This window comes from Enterobacter hormaechei subsp. xiangfangensis (genome assembly GCF_001729785.1).
GTDB classification, from domain to species: domain Bacteria; phylum Pseudomonadota; class Gammaproteobacteria; order Enterobacterales; family Enterobacteriaceae; genus Enterobacter; species Enterobacter hormaechei_C.
Genome location: NZ_CP017183.1, coordinates 3,138,463 through 3,152,888 on the forward strand (window position 1 = coordinate 3,138,463; position 14,426 = coordinate 3,152,888).

The window sequence follows — 14,426 nt, forward strand, 5'->3', positions numbered from 1 at the left end:
CGCAAAACAAAAGGGCCGGAAACCGGCCCTTTATGCGTCAGGAGACGTTACTCGTCAGCGTCATCCGCTGCTTCATCATCGATGTCCGCTTCCGGGGCGATTTCATCATCCCCTTCCGCGACGCTGCCGTCGATAGAGTCGAGCTCTTCGTCATCCACCGGCTCAGCAACGCGTTGCAGACCGACGACGTTTTCATCTTCCGCAGTGCGGATGAGGATAACGCCCTGGGTGTTACGACCTACCACGCTGATCTCAGACACGCGCGTACGCACCAGCGTACCGGCATCGGTGATCATCATGATCTGGTCCGCGTCGTCCACCTGCACCGCGCCAACAACGGAACCGTTGCGCTCGGTCACTTTGATGGAGATAACGCCCTGCGTGCCGCGAGACTTGGTCGGGTATTCGCTTTCCGCCGTACGTTTACCGTAGCCGTTCTGGGTGACGGTCAGGATTGCGCCTTCGCCACGAGGAACGATCAGGGAAACAACGGAGTCTTCACCCGCCAGCTTGATACCACGCACGCCGGTCGCCGTACGACCCATTGCGCGAACGGCGTTCTCTTTGAAGCGCACCACTTTACCGGCGGCAGAGAAGAGCATCACTTCATCAGAACCGGACGTCAGATCCACGCCGATCAGTTCGTCGCCTTCGTTCAGGTTCACCGCGATAATCCCGGCGGAACGTGGACGGCTGAATTCGGTCAGCGCGGTTTTCTTCACGGTACCGCTCGCGGTCGCCATAAAGACGTTCACGCCCTCTTCGTACTCGCGTACTGGCAGAATGGCGGTGATACGTTCGTTCGCTTCCAGCGGCAGCAGGTTGACGATTGGACGTCCACGCGCGCCACGGCTTGCTTCCGGCAGCTGATAGACTTTCATCCAGTACAGACGGCCCCGGCTGGAGAAGCAGAGGATCGTGTCATGGGTGTTCGCCACCAGCAGACGATCAATGAAGTCTTCTTCTTTAATACGCGCCGCAGATTTGCCTTTACCGCCCCGACGCTGAGCTTCGTAGTCGGTCAACGGCTGATACTTCACGTAGCCCTGGTGAGACAGCGTCACTACCACGTCTTCGCGGTTGATCAGATCTTCAATGTTGATATCAGAGCTGTTGGCCGTGATTTCGGTGCGACGCTCGTCGCCGAACTGATCGCGAACCAGCTCCAGCTCTTCACGGATCACTTCCATCAGGCGCTCTGCGCTACCCAGGATATGCAGCAGCTCGGCAATCTGCTCCAGCAGCTCTTTGTACTCGTCGAGCAGTTTTTCATGCTCAAGGCCGGTCAGTTTCTGCAAACGCAGATCCAGAATCGCCTGGGCCTGCTGTTCAGTCAGGTAGTACTGACCGTCACGCACGCCGAATTCCGGCTCCAGCCACTCAGGACGCGCAGCGTCATCGCCGGCACGTTCCAGCATCGCCGCCACGTTGCCCAGATCCCATGGACGCGCAACCAGCGACGCCTTCGCTTCTGCTGGCGTCGGCGCACGGCGGATCAGCTCGATGATCGGGTCGATGTTCGCCAGCGCAACGGCCAGTGCTTCAAGGATATGGGCACGGTCGCGCGCTTTGCGCAGTTCGAAGATGGTACGGCGAGTCACCACTTCACGGCGGTGACGCACGAACGCGCTCAGGATCTCTTTCAGGTTCATGATCTTCGGCTGGCCATGGTGCAGCGCAACCATGTTGATACCGAAGGAGACCTGAAGCTGAGTCTGGGAGTAAAGGTTGTTCAACACAACTTCACCCACCGCGTCGCGCTTGATTTCAATCACGATGCGCATACCGTCTTTGTCAGACTCGTCACGCAGCGCGCTGATGCCTTCAACGCGTTTTTCTTTTACCAGCTCGGCGATTTTTTCAATCAGTCGCGCTTTGTTCACCTGATACGGGATCTCGTGAACAATAATGGTTTCACGGCCGGTTTTGGCGTCCGCTTCCACTTCGGCGCGGGCACGGATGTAAATCTTGCCGCGACCGGTACGGTACGCTTCTTCAATACCGCGACGGCCATTGATGATTGCCGCCGTCGGGAAGTCCGGGCCCGGGATGTGTTCCATCAGCCCTTCAATGCTGATGTCTTCATCGTCAATGTAGGCCAGGCAGCCGTTGATCACTTCCGTGATATTGTGCGGCGGAATGTTGGTTGCCATACCGACGGCGATACCGGACGAACCGTTCACCAGCAGGTTTGGGATCTTCGTTGGCATGACGTCAGGAATTTTTTCCGTGCCGTCGTAGTTATCAACGAAATCAACCGTCTCTTTTTCCAGGTCAGCCATCAGCTCATGGGCAATCTTCGCCAGACGGATTTCCGTATAACGCATTGCCGCGGCGGAGTCGCCGTCGATAGAACCAAAGTTACCCTGACCATCTACCAGCATGTAACGCAGCGAGAAGGGCTGCGCCATACGGACAATGGTGTCGTACACCGCGGAATCACCATGAGGATGGTATTTACCGATTACGTCACCAACGACACGGGCAGATTTTTTGTAGGCTTTATTCCAGTCATTGCCCAATACGTTCATGGCGTATAGTACGCGACGGTGTACCGGCTTCAGGCCATCGCGGACGTCCGGCAGCGCACGGCCAACAATGACCGACATCGCATAGTCCAGATAGGAGCTTTTCAGCTCTTCCTCGATGTTAACCGGTGTAATTTCTCTCGCAAGGTCGCTCATCTAACCGCTATCCCTCTACTGTATCCCGGATTCAAAGGTCGCAAATTATAACACAGCCGCGGTGATACAGGTAAACCTATACGCTTTATTCACAGGGATTGCCTGATATACTCATTTGTCTTGCTAAATAAGGAGTAAAAGCGCCCATGAATGCCGAAAAATCCCCGGTGGCTCACAACGTTGACCACGAAGAGATTGCCAAATTTGAAGCGGTGGCGTCCCGCTGGTGGGATCTCGAAGGTGAGTTCAAACCTCTGCATCGTATTAACCCGCTGCGTCTGGGCTATATCGCGGAGCGTTCCGGCGGTCTGTTCGGTAAGAAAGTGCTCGACGTCGGCTGCGGCGGCGGCATCCTGGCGGAAAGTATGGCGCGTGAAGGGGCCACCGTCACCGGTCTGGACATGGGCTTCGAACCTCTACAGGTTGCGCGTCTTCATGCGCTGGAGTCCGACATACAGGTAGAATACGTTCAGGAAACCGTGGAAGAGCACGCGGCAAAACATGCGCACCAGTATGACGTGGTGACCTGCATGGAGATGCTGGAGCACGTTCCCGATCCGCAGTCGGTCGTCAGCGCCTGTGCAAACCTGGTGAAACCGGGTGGACAGGTCTTCTTCTCGACCATCAACCGCAACGGCAAAGCCTGGCTGATGGCCGTGGTAGGCGCGGAATATGTGCTGCGCATGGTGCCGAAAGGGACGCACGACGTGAAGAAGTTCATCAAGCCTGCCGAACTGCTGGGCTGGGTTGACCAGACATGGCTTAAGGAGCAGCACATGACGGGCCTGCACTACAACCCGTTGACCGATAAATTCAAACTTGCCCCGGGCGTGGATGTTAACTATATGTTGCACACAACCGCCAAAAACGACTAACGTCATTCGTTATTCTTATAAAGATTGCGCGACATCATGTTGCGCAATTCTGACCTCCCGTTGAAGAAATCAGCACTCGATCAAATTTTGAATTTTTTTTCTTAATTATTGACATCTCTTCCAGGCCTTACGGCACGAGGACTTAGCCTTTTTTACCCTTTCACAACCTCAATTTAACGTCAAAATCAACCCTTGTACTGAAAAGAATCCTTACTAGAATACTCACCATATAGCGTTCTTCTTATCGCAAAACCCCTATATGTAGTATTTATCCACAGAGTTAGTCACAAGACGGGTCTGTGGATAAGCGGGGGATATTTTTTATTTCACGGACAGGTAAAAACCCACATGAATCAGAGTCTGCTGGTGACAAAGCGCGACGGTACCACCGAGCGTATCAATCTGGACAAAATCCATCGAGTTCTCGACTGGGCAGCAGAAGGACTGAACAACGTATCTATCTCCCAGGTTGAACTGCGTTCTCACATTCAGTTCTACGACGGCATCAAAACGTCTGATATCCACGAAACCATTATCAAAGCAGCGGCAGATCTGATCTCCCGCGACGCACCGGATTATCAGTACCTCGCTGCGCGTCTGGCGATTTTCCACCTGCGTAAAAAAGCCTACGGTCAGTTCGAGCCGCCGAAGCTTTACGATCACGTAGTGAAAATGGTTGAGCTGGGCAAATACGACACGCATCTGCTGGAAGACTATACGGAAGAAGAGTTCGAGCAGATGAACGGGTTTATCGATCACTGGCGCGACATGAACTTCTCCTACGCGGCGGTGAAGCAGCTCGAAGGCAAATACCTGGTTCAGAACCGTGTAACCGGTGAGATCTACGAAAGCGCCCAGTTCCTCTATATTCTGGTGGCAGCCTGCCTGTTCTCTAATTATCCACGCGAAACCCGTCTGGACTACGTGAAGCGTTTCTACGATGCGGTCTCTACGTTCAAGATTTCTCTGCCTACGCCAATCATGTCTGGCGTGCGTACCCCTACCCGTCAGTTCAGCTCCTGCGTCCTGATCGAGTGTGGTGACAGCCTGGATTCCATCAACGCGACCTCCAGCGCCATCGTGAAATACGTTTCCCAGCGTGCCGGTATCGGCATCAACGCCGGTCGTATCCGTGCGCTTGGCAGCCCAATCCGCGGCGGTGAAGCGTTCCACACCGGCTGTATCCCGTTCTACAAGCACTTCCAGACGGCAGTAAAATCCTGCTCTCAGGGCGGCGTGCGCGGTGGCGCTGCGACCCTGTTCTACCCGATGTGGCACCTGGAAGTGGAAAGCCTGCTGGTTCTGAAGAACAACCGCGGCGTGGAAGGCAACCGCGTGCGTCACATGGACTACGGCGTGCAGATCAACAAGCTGATGTACACCCGCCTGCTGAAAGGGGAAGACATCACCCTGTTCAGCCCATCCGACGTCCCGGGCCTGTATGACGCGTTCTTCGCCGATCAGGATGAGTTCGAGCGTCTGTACACCAAATATGAAAAAGACGACAGCATCCGTAAGCAGCGCGTGAAGGCGGTCGATCTGTTCTCCCTGATGATGCAGGAACGTGCTTCTACCGGCCGTATCTACATCCAGAACGTTGACCACTGCAACACCCACAGCCCGTTCGATCCGGTGGTTGCGCCAGTGCGCCAGTCTAACCTGTGCCTGGAGATCGCCCTGCCGACCAAACCGCTGGACGATGTGAACGACGAAAACGGCGAAATCGCGCTGTGTACGCTCTCTGCGTTCAACCTGGGTGCCATTAAGAGCCTGGACGAGCTGGAAGAGCTGGCGGTGCTGGCTGTTCGTGCCCTCGACGCCCTGCTGGACTACCAGGATTACCCAATCCCGGCGGCAAAACGCGGCGCAATGGGCCGTCGCACTTTAGGTATCGGCGTAATCAACTTCGCCTACTGGCTGGCGAAAAACGGCAAGCGTTACTCCGACGGCAGCGCCAACAATCTGACGCACCAGACGTTCGAAGCGATCCAGTACTACCTGATGAAAGCCTCTAACGAGCTGGCGAAAGAGCAAGGCGCGTGCCCGTGGTTCAACGAAACCACCTACGCGAAAGGCATTCTGCCGATCGACACCTATAAAAAAGACCTGGATGCGATCGTCAGCGAGCCGCTGCACCTCGACTGGGAAGGCCTGCGCGAGTCCATTAAAACTCACGGCCTGCGTAACTCCACGCTCTCTGCCCTGATGCCGTCCGAGACCTCTTCGCAGATCTCCAACGCCACTAACGGTATTGAGCCACCGCGCGGGCACGTCAGCATTAAAGCGTCGAAAGACGGCGTGCTGCGTCAGGTGGTACCGGATTACGAAACGCTGGGTGACAACTACGAGCTGCTGTGGGAAATGCCAAACAACGACGGCTACCTCCAACTGGTGGGTATCATGCAGAAGTTTATCGACCAGTCGATCTCTGCCAATACCAACTACGACCCGACGCGCTTCCCGTCCGGCAAGGTACCGATGCAGCAGCTGCTGAAAGACCTGCTGACCGCCTACAAATTTGGCGTGAAAACGCTGTACTATCACAACACCCGTGATGGTGCGGAAGACGCCCAGGACGACCTGGCGCCGTCAATTCAGGACGATGGCTGCGAAAGCGGCGCATGTAAGATCTAATAAATTCCCTCACCCTAACCCTCTCCCACAGGGAGAGGGAACTCTTTCCCCCTCTCCCTGTGGGAGAGGGCCGGGGTGAGGGGAAATAACACCACAGGACTCACCGCAATGGCATATACCACCTTTTCACAGACGAAAAACGACCAGCTCAAAGAGCCGATGTTCTTCGGCCAGCCGGTCAACGTGGCACGCTACGATCAGCAAAAATATGACATCTTCGAAAAGCTGATTGAAAAGCAACTCTCCTTCTTCTGGCGTCCGGAAGAAGTTGACGTTTCCCGCGACCGTATCGATTTCCAGGCGCTGCCGGAACACGAAAAGCACATCTTCCTCAGCAACCTGAAGTACCAGACGCTGCTGGACTCCATTCAGGGACGTAGTCCGAACGTGGCGCTGCTGCCGCTAATCTCGATTCCTGAGCTGGAAACCTGGGTAGAAACCTGGGCGTTCTCCGAGACGATCCACTCCCGCTCTTACACCCACATCATCCGCAACATTGTGAACGATCCGGCGGTGGTGTTTGACGATATCGTCACCAACGAACAGATCCAGAAGCGCGCCGAAGGCATTGCGCACTACTACGACGAGCTGATCGAGATGACCAGCTACTGGCATCTGCTGGGCGAAGGCACGCATAACGTGAACGGCAAAACCGTTACCGTAAACCTGCGGGCCCTGAAAAAGCAGCTCTATCTGTGCCTGATGAGCGTCAACGCGCTGGAAGCGATCCGCTTCTACGTGAGCTTCGCCTGCTCCTTCGCCTTTGCCGAGCGCAAGCTGATGGAAGGTAACGCCAAAATTATCCGTCTGATCGCCCGTGACGAAGCCCTGCACCTGACCGGCACCCAGCATATGCTAAACCTGCTGCGCAGCGGTGCGGACGACCCGGAGATGGCGGAAATCGCCGAAGAGTGCAAACAGGAGTGCTACGACCTGTTCTTGCAGGCCGCCCAGCAGGAGAAAGAGTGGGCAGACTACCTGTTCCGCGACGGCTCCATGATTGGCCTGAACAAAGACATTCTGTGCCAGTACGTGGAGTACATCACTAACATCCGCATGCAGGCTGTGGGTCTCGATCTGCCATTCCAGACGCGCTCTAACCCAATTCCGTGGATCAATACCTGGCTGGTGTCCGATAACGTGCAGGTTGCGCCGCAGGAAGTGGAAGTGAGTTCTTATCTGGTCGGTCAGATTGACTCTGAAGTCAACACCGACGACCTGAGCGACTTCCAGCTCTGATGAGCCGCGTAACGCTGAGCCTTTCTGGTACAGAGGTGTTGTGCCAGGAAGAGCATCCTTCTCTGCTGGTGGCGCTTGAAGCGCATCAGGTTGAGGTAGAGTACCAGTGTCGTGAAGGCTATTGCGGTTCCTGCCGCTGCCGTCTGGTCGCAGGCCAGGTGGACTGGCTGACCGAACCGCTGGCCTTTATCAGTGAAGGGGAAATTTTGCCCTGCTGCTGCCGGGCAAAAGGCGATATTGAGATCGAGATGTAAAAAAGGGCCTTACGGCCCTTTTTCTATTTTAAGAACGTCACCGCTTTATCCGGGAAATCCGTAAACAGCCCGTCCACGTCCGCCTGCTTATACAACACCTCGTAAAGCTGATTCACATCGGTGGCATATGGCGGCAGCTGATCGGCACGCACCGTGTACGGATGCACCTGCATCTTGCTGGCGTGCGCCTCTTTCACCATCGCCGTCAGCTTCACGTGGCCAGGCGTTGAGCCTTCCGCCACCAGCATGTGATAATCCGGCCCGATGCCGTCGGCGTACTGCGCAATCTGCTTCATCGCGCCCGGCTTAAACATCCAGTCGTAGCTGTAGTTCACCCACTTCCCGTCCGGCTGTTTTTCCTGAGTTTCATTCCAGTCGGTATAGGCAATCAGCTGCACCAGATTGAGATCCATCCCCATCTTCGGCTCCAGCTCAGTTTTGATGCGCTTCAGTTCCGCGGCATCGAAACATTGCAGGAAAACCTTATCCTGCTTGCTGGTGTAGCCGTACTTTTTCAGTACCTCCAGCGTCTTCGCGGCAATGTCCTTCCCTTCCTGATGGTGGAACCATGGGGCTTTGATTTCCGGGTAGATGCCGATGTTTTTACCGGTGGAGTGGTTCAGTCCCTGAACAAACTCAATCTCTTCCTGGAAGGTATGGATCCGGAAGTCAGATTTGCCCATCGGGAAACGTCCCGGATAGACCTGCACCTTCTTGCCGTTTTCAATCTCGAAGCCTTCGGTGAACTTCAGGGAGCGGATCTCCGCCAGCGTGAAGTCGATAGCGTAGTAGCGACCATCTTTACGGGCGCGATCCGGGAAACGCTCCGCCACGTCCGTGACGCGGTCAAGATAATGGTCGTGCAGGACGACCAGCTGGTCGTCCTTCGTCATCACCAGATCCTGCTCCAGATAATCCGCGCCCTGGGCATAGGCCATCGCTTTTGCCGGCAGCGTATGCTCCGGCAGATAACCGCTGGCGCCACGGTGGGCGATCACGATCTTATCTGCCGCCAGCGCGGAGCCTGTCATCAGGCCCGCCAGCAGCAGGCCGGTTGCTAACTGAGTTAATTTCATCGCAATGCTCCTTATTGACGACGCGCCAGCACTTCGGCGTGGTGACGTTTTTCACCAATCATCACAACAACCAGCAGCAGTACCGCCAGCACGCTTCCGCCGATCATCACCATAAAGCCGCCGTCCCAGCCGAAGAAGTCAACGGTATAGCCCACAATGGCGCTCGCCGCGACCGAACCGCCGAGATAGCCGAACAGACCGGTAAAGCCCGCAGCCGTGCCTGCCGCTTTCTTCGGTGCCAGCTCCAGCGCGTGCAGGCCGATCAGCATAACCGGACCATAAATCAGGAAGCCGATGACGATCATACAGGCCATATCCACACCCGGATTACCCGGCGGGTTAAGCCAGTAAACGACCGTCGCGATGGTCACCAGCGTCATAAAGAACACGCCCGTTGCCCCACGGTTGCCCTTAAACACTTTGTCCGACATCCAGCCGCAGATCAGCGTGCCGGGAATGCCCGCGTATTCATACAGGAAATAGGCCCAGGAAGATTTATCCAGCGCGAAGTGCTTCACCTCTTTCAGGTAAGTCGGGGACCAGTCGAGGATGCCGTAACGCAGCAGGTAGACAAACACGTTCGCCACCGCGATGTACCACAGCAGCTTGTTCGGCAGCACGTACTTCATGAAGATCTGCTTTGCCGTCAGCTCTTCTTCGTGCTTCTCGCTGTAATCATCCGGGTAGTCGTTTTTATACTCTTCGATCGGCGGCAGGCCGCAGGACTGTGGGGTGTCGCGCATCAGAGCGAAGGCGATAATCGCCACCAGAATGGCGCCAAAGGCTGGCATATAGAGCGCGGCATGCCAGTCGTTGAACCAGGCCATCCCCAGCAGGAACAGCAGCGGCGGAAGCCCGCCCCCGACGTTATGCGCACAGTTCCAGACCGATACGATTCCACCACGCTCTTTCTGTGACCACCAGTGAACCATGGTGCGTCCGCATGGCGGCCATCCCATCCCCTGGAACCAGCCGCAGAGGAACAGCAGCACGAACATGATGGCAATGCTTGAGGTCGCCCACGGCACAAAGCCCATGAACAGCATCACCGCTGCCGCGAGGATCAGACCGGCGGGCAGGAACACGCGCGGATTCGAACGATCCGACACCGACCCCATAATGAACTTTGAAAAACCGTACGCGATGGAGATCCCCGACAGCGCAAATCCCAGATCGCCGCGAGAGAAGCCCTGCTCCACCAGGTACGGCATGGCGAGCGCAAAGTTTTTACGTACCAGATAGTACGCCGCATACCCGAAGAAGATCCCGAGGAAGATTTGCCAACGCAGACGGCGGTAGAGAGGATCAATCTCTGCCTCTGGCAGTCGCGCCCGATGTGGCGCAGGTTTAAAGATACTGAGCATAACAGCCTCCGTGGCCTTTCAAAAAATGACCGGGCATCTCGCGCCCGGCTACAGAGGCGGCGATGTTAAGAAATCACGGTGAATGTTACTGTGAATCAACGCACAGATTGTTACAGAAATATGACAGAATGCGCAAAAAAGCGCATGAAATCACGTTTCACTTTCGAATTTCGCGCGTTTATGTTCGAAATCAAACAAACCACACGATCAATGTGGCTAAATGCAAAAAAACGAACATAGAGGAAAGGCAATGACAATTCACGATCCACGCTTCAGCGATGTGATTATCATTGGCGGTGGCGCGACGGGTGCCGGCATCGCACGCGACTGCGCCCTGCGGGGATTGAGCGTCACGCTTCTGGAACGCCACGATATCGCCACCGGCGCGACGGGACGTAACCACGGTCTGTTGCACAGCGGCGCCCGCTATGCGGTCACTGACGCTGAGTCAGCGCGCGAGTGTATCGCTGAAAACCAGATCCTCAGGCGCATCGCCCGCCACTGCGTTGAACCGACCAACGGTCTTTTTATCACCCTTCCAGAAGACGACCTCGGCTTTCAGCAAACCTTTATCACCGCCTGCACGGCGGCAGGCATTCAGGCCGAGGCGATCGATCCTGCGCAGGCGCGCCGTCTTGAACCCTCGGTAAACCCGGCGTTACTGGGCGCGGTAAAAGTACCGGACGGAACCGTTGATCCTTTCCGCCTGACCGCCGCCAATATGCTCGACGCGCGGGAACATGGCGCCCAGATCCTGACCGGGCATCACGTCACCGGGCTTATTCGCGAAGGGAATACCGTGCGCGGAGTGCGCGTGTTTGATGCGCAGTACAACGAACACCGCGAGCTGTATGCCGCCGTCGTGGTCAACGCGGCGGGGATCTGGGGCCAGCGCATCGCGGAATACGCGGACCTGTCGGTGCGCATGTTCCCGGCGAAAGGCTCGCTGCTGATCCTCGACCACCGCATCAATAACCATGTCATCAACCGCTGCCGTAAACCGTCTGACGCCGATATCCTCGTGCCGGGGGACACCATTTCGTTAATCGGCACGACCTCAATGCATGTGGACTACAGCGAAATTGATTACAACCGCGTCACCGCTGAAGAGGTGGATATCCTGCTGCGCGAAGGGGAAAAGCTGGCCCCGGTGATGGCGCAGACGCGTATTCTGCGTGCCTACGCGGGCGTGCGTCCCCTCGTCGCCAGCGATAACGATCCGAGCGGGCGTAACGTCAGCCGCGGCATCGTACTGCTCGATCACGCCGAACGTGACGGCATGGACGGATTTATCACCATTACCGGCGGCAAGCTGATGACCTACCGGCTGATGGCCCAGTGGGCCACCGATGCCGTCTGCCGTAAGCTCGGCAACACCGCGCCGTGCGTGACGGCGGAACAGGCCCTGCCCGGCTCGCAGCAATCGACAGAAAAAACGCTGCACAAAATCATTTCACTCCCTGCCCCGCTTCGCGGTTCGGCTATTTACCGCCACGGCGACCGCACCCCGACCTGGCTCGGTGAAGGGCGACTCAGCCGCAGCCTGGTGTGCGAATGCGAAGCCGTGACCGCAGGCGAGGTGCAGTATGCCGTGGAAAACCTGACGGTGAACAACCTGCTCGATTTACGCCGCCGCACGCGCGTCGGGATGGGCACCTGTCAGGGGGAGCTATGCGCCTGCCGTGCCGCCGGGCTGCTGCAACGTTTTCACGCCACCACGTCAACCCAGTCGCTTGCCCAACTCAGCGATTTTTTAAACGAGCGCTGGAAAGGCATTCAGCCCGTCGCCTGGGGCGATGCCCTGCGCGAAAGCGAGTTTACCCGCTGGGTCTATCAGGGGCTTTGCGGTCTGGAGAAGGAGCACAACCATGAAATTTGATACCGTGATTGTGGGTGGGGGGCTGGCGGGCCTGCTGTGCGGCCTCAAACTGACGCAGCGGGGTCTGCGCTGCGCCATTGTCACTCGCGGTCAGAGTGCTCTGCACTTCTCCTCCGGCTCGCTGGATTTACTGGGCGCGCTATCGTTCGCCGATCTGCCGCCTGAACATCCCTACCGCCTGACGGGCGCAGAGAATATGGCCCGCTTTGCCTGCGAAACCGAACACCTGCTCACTGCCTGCGGCGCACGCATGCAGGGTGACGCCGAGCAAAACCATCAGCGCGTCACGCCACTCGGCACCCTGCGCGCCGCCTGGCTTAGCCCGGAAGAGGTGCCTGTCGCTCCCATCGCTGCCGAGCGCGTGCGGGTGGTGGGGATCAGCGGCTTCCTCGATTTCCAGCCACATCTGGCCGCCGCGTCTCTCAGACAGCAGGGTGTTCAGGTGGATACGGCGGAGATTGTTCTCCCCGAACTCGACGTGCTGCGCGAAAACCCCAGCGAGTTTCGTGCGGTGAACATTGCCCGCCTGCTGGATAATGAAAGTTACTGGCCGCAGCTGTACGCGGCGCTTCAACCGCTCGGCGAGACCTGCGACGCCCTGTTTATGCCCGCCTGTTTTGGCTTAACGGACAACCGGCTCTGGCGCTGGCTCTCGGCGCGCCTGCCCTGTACGCTCGGTTTACTGCCGACGCTCCCCCCTTCCGTGCCCGGCATTCGTCTGCACACCCAGCTTCAGCGTCAGTTTGTTGCCCAGGGTGGCGTCTGGATGGCAGGCGACGAGGTGAAAAAAATCACCCTGGCTGAGGGCGCGGTAAGCGAAATCTGGACCCGCAACCACGGCGACATCCCGCTTCGCGCACGCTTTACGGTGCTGGCAAGCGGCAGTTTCTTCAGTAACGGTCTGCTGAGCAGCCGGGATGGCGTGCGTGAGGCGATCCTCGGTCTGGACGTCCGGCAAAGCGCTTCCCGCGCGGACTGGTATCAAAGCGATTTCTTCACCCCGCAGCCCTGGCAGCAGTTCGGCGTGATCGTCGACAGCCAACTGCGCCCGCGGCTGGGCGGGGAACCGGTTGAAAATCTTTACGCCATCGGCTCGGTTCTGGGCGGGTACGATCCCGTGGCGCAGGGCTGCGGTGGCGGCGTCTGCGCCGTCACTGCGCTGCATGTCGCGGAGCAGATTATCCAGCGCAGGGAGGGAGCACAATGAACGACACCCCATTTGAAAGCTGTATCAAATGCACGGTCTGCACCACGGTTTGCCCGGTCAGCGGCGTCGATCCGCGCTATCCCGGCCCGAAACAGGCCGGTCCCGACGGGGAGCGTCTGCGCCTGAAGGATGGCGCGCTCTACGACGAGGCGCTGAAATACTGCATCAACTGCAAACGCTGCGAAGTTGCCTGCCCGTCGGACGTGAAAATAGGCGATATCATCCAGCGCGCCCGCGCCCGCTACAGTACGCAAAAACCGACGCTGCGTGACGCGATACTGAGCCACACCGATCTAATGGGCAGCCTCTCGACGCCTTTCGCGCCGGTCGTCAATGCCGCCACCGCCCTGAAGCCGGTGCGCAGGCTGCTGGATGCGACGCTCAAAATCGACCATCACCGCAGTCTGCCGAAATATTCTCACGGCACCTTCCGCCGCTGGTATAAATCCGTGGCGGCAGAACAGGCGCAGTTCGCTGAGCAGGTCGCCTTCTTCCACGGCTGCTACGTGAACTACAACCATCCGCAGCTGGGAAAAGACCTGCTGAAAGTGCTGAACGCCATGGGGACGGGCGTTCAGCTGCTGAGCAAAGAAAAGTGCTGCGGCGTTCCGCTGATTGCCAACGGTTTCATCGACAAAGCGCGCAAGCAGGCGAGCAGCAACGTCACCTCTTTACGTGAGGCGATCGTCGACAAAGGGATACCGGTACTGGCGACGTCGTCAACCTGTACCTTCACGCTGCGCGATGAATATCCGCATCTGCTGGATGTGGATAACACCGGCCTGCGCGAGCACATTGAGCTGGCGACCCGTTTTCTCTGGCGCAAACTGGACAGCGGGCAGACGTTACCGCTGGGCAAATTGCCGCTGAAGGTGGTATATCACACGCCATGTCATATGGAGAAGATGGGCTGGTCGATCTATACGCTTGAGCTGCTGCGGCTGATCCCGGGGCTGGAGCTGACGGTGCTGGACTCACGCTGCTGCGGCATCGCTGGCACCTACGGATTCAAGCGTGAAAACTACCCAACGTCACAGGCCATTGGCGCGCCGCTGTTCCGGCAGATTGAAGAGAGCGGCGCAGATATCGTGGTGACGGACTGTGAAACCTGCAAGTGGCAGATCGAGATGTCCACCAGCAAACGCTGTGAACATCCCATTACCTTGCTGGCAAAAGCGCTGGCGTAACCGTTGCCGGGGACACTGCCCCGGCAC

10 protein-coding genes are annotated in these 14,426 nt (G+C 57.4%); 7 read left to right on the forward strand and 3 right to left on the reverse strand.

Translation table 11 applies throughout. The features are described from left to right. Positions 1-47 precede the first annotated feature (47 nt). Complete coding sequence (gene gyrA, locus BFV63_RS14980; protein WP_047653831.1) at positions 48-2,684, reverse strand: DNA topoisomerase (ATP-hydrolyzing) subunit A; 2,637 nt, start codon at positions 2,682-2,684, stop codon at positions 48-50. Positions 2,685-2,830: 146 nt separating this feature from the next. Between gyrA and ubiG the strand changes: the two genes are divergently transcribed. The 4 genes from ubiG to yfaE all read left to right on the forward strand — a co-directional run bounded on the left by ubiG (position 2,831) and on the right by yfaE (position 7,686). After that, positions 2,831-3,559: a bifunctional 2-polyprenyl-6-hydroxyphenol methylase/3-demethylubiquinol 3-O-methyltransferase UbiG gene (ubiG, locus tag BFV63_RS14985; RefSeq protein WP_048240443.1), complete on the forward strand. Its 729-nt coding sequence runs from the start codon at positions 2,831-2,833 to the stop codon at positions 3,557-3,559. 348 nt (positions 3,560-3,907) lie between these two features. Continuing rightward, on the forward strand, positions 3,908-6,193 hold the full coding sequence (gene nrdA, locus BFV63_RS14990; RefSeq protein ID WP_003859415.1) for a class 1a ribonucleoside-diphosphate reductase subunit alpha: 2,286 nt from the start codon (positions 3,908-3,910) through the stop codon (positions 6,191-6,193). Between the two features lie 108 nt (positions 6,194-6,301). After that, positions 6,302-7,432, forward strand: coding sequence for a class Ia ribonucleoside-diphosphate reductase subunit beta (gene nrdB / locus BFV63_RS14995; RefSeq protein ID WP_023314567.1), 1,131 nt, complete (start codon positions 6,302-6,304; stop codon positions 7,430-7,432). Next, complete coding sequence (gene yfaE, locus BFV63_RS15000; RefSeq protein WP_003859419.1) at positions 7,432-7,686, forward strand: class I ribonucleotide reductase maintenance protein YfaE; 255 nt, start codon at positions 7,432-7,434, stop codon at positions 7,684-7,686. The genes nrdB and yfaE overlap by 1 nt, the downstream gene beginning before the upstream one ends. Positions 7,687-7,709: 23 nt before the next feature. Here yfaE and glpQ read toward each other — a convergent pair whose 3' ends face one another. Together glpQ and glpT are read right to left on the reverse strand one after the other, a co-directional pair. Beyond that, positions 7,710-8,762: a glycerophosphodiester phosphodiesterase gene (gene glpQ / locus BFV63_RS15005; RefSeq protein WP_045331095.1), complete on the reverse strand. Its 1,053-nt coding sequence runs from the start codon at positions 8,760-8,762 to the stop codon at positions 7,710-7,712. 11 nt (positions 8,763-8,773) lie between these two features. Then, on the reverse strand, positions 8,774-10,126 hold the full coding sequence (glpT, locus tag BFV63_RS15010) for a glycerol-3-phosphate transporter (RefSeq protein ID WP_003859423.1): 1,353 nt from the start codon (positions 10,124-10,126) through the stop codon (positions 8,774-8,776). 250 nt (positions 10,127-10,376) lie between these two features. On the opposite strand from glpT, the gene glpA reads away from it, so the two are divergent. From glpA to glpC, 3 genes are read left to right on the forward strand one after another with little or no spacing between them, the layout of a single operon-like run. Next, positions 10,377-12,005 (forward strand): anaerobic glycerol-3-phosphate dehydrogenase subunit A, encoded by a 1,629-nt coding sequence (gene glpA, locus BFV63_RS15015; protein ID WP_015572285.1) that lies wholly within the window; start codon positions 10,377-10,379, stop codon positions 12,003-12,005. After that, positions 11,995-13,212, forward strand: a complete 1,218-nt coding sequence (gene glpB, locus BFV63_RS15020) for a glycerol-3-phosphate dehydrogenase subunit GlpB (protein WP_048240442.1) — start codon at positions 11,995-11,997, stop codon at positions 13,210-13,212. Before glpA ends, glpB begins: the two co-directional genes overlap by 11 nt. After that, complete coding sequence (glpC, locus tag BFV63_RS15025) at positions 13,209-14,399, forward strand: anaerobic glycerol-3-phosphate dehydrogenase subunit GlpC (protein WP_023324990.1); 1,191 nt, start codon at positions 13,209-13,211, stop codon at positions 14,397-14,399. Before glpB ends, glpC begins: the two co-directional genes overlap by 4 nt. Positions 14,400-14,426: the final 27 nt, after the last annotated feature.

Coding starts and splice junctions, on each gene's coding strand:
- yfaE (WP_003859419.1), top strand. CDS start 7,432: ATGAGCCGCGTAACGCTGAGCCTTTCTGGTACAGAGGTGTTGTGCCAG.
- nrdA (WP_003859415.1), top strand. CDS start 3,908: ATGAATCAGAGTCTGCTGGTGACAAAGCGCGACGGTACCACCGAGCGT.
- glpQ (WP_045331095.1), bottom strand. CDS start 8,762: ATGAAATTAACTCAGTTAGCAACCGGCCTGCTGCTGGCGGGCCTGATG.
- glpB (WP_048240442.1), top strand. CDS start 11,995: ATGAAATTTGATACCGTGATTGTGGGTGGGGGGCTGGCGGGCCTGCTG.
- glpA (WP_015572285.1), top strand. CDS start 10,377: ATGACAATTCACGATCCACGCTTCAGCGATGTGATTATCATTGGCGGT.
- glpC (WP_023324990.1), top strand. CDS start 13,209: ATGAACGACACCCCATTTGAAAGCTGTATCAAATGCACGGTCTGCACC.
- gyrA (WP_047653831.1), bottom strand. CDS start 2,684: ATGAGCGACCTTGCGAGAGAAATTACACCGGTTAACATCGAGGAAGAG.
- ubiG (WP_048240443.1), top strand. CDS start 2,831: ATGAATGCCGAAAAATCCCCGGTGGCTCACAACGTTGACCACGAAGAG.
- glpT (WP_003859423.1), bottom strand. CDS start 10,126: ATGCTCAGTATCTTTAAACCTGCGCCACATCGGGCGCGACTGCCAGAG.
- nrdB (WP_023314567.1), top strand. CDS start 6,302: ATGGCATATACCACCTTTTCACAGACGAAAAACGACCAGCTCAAAGAG.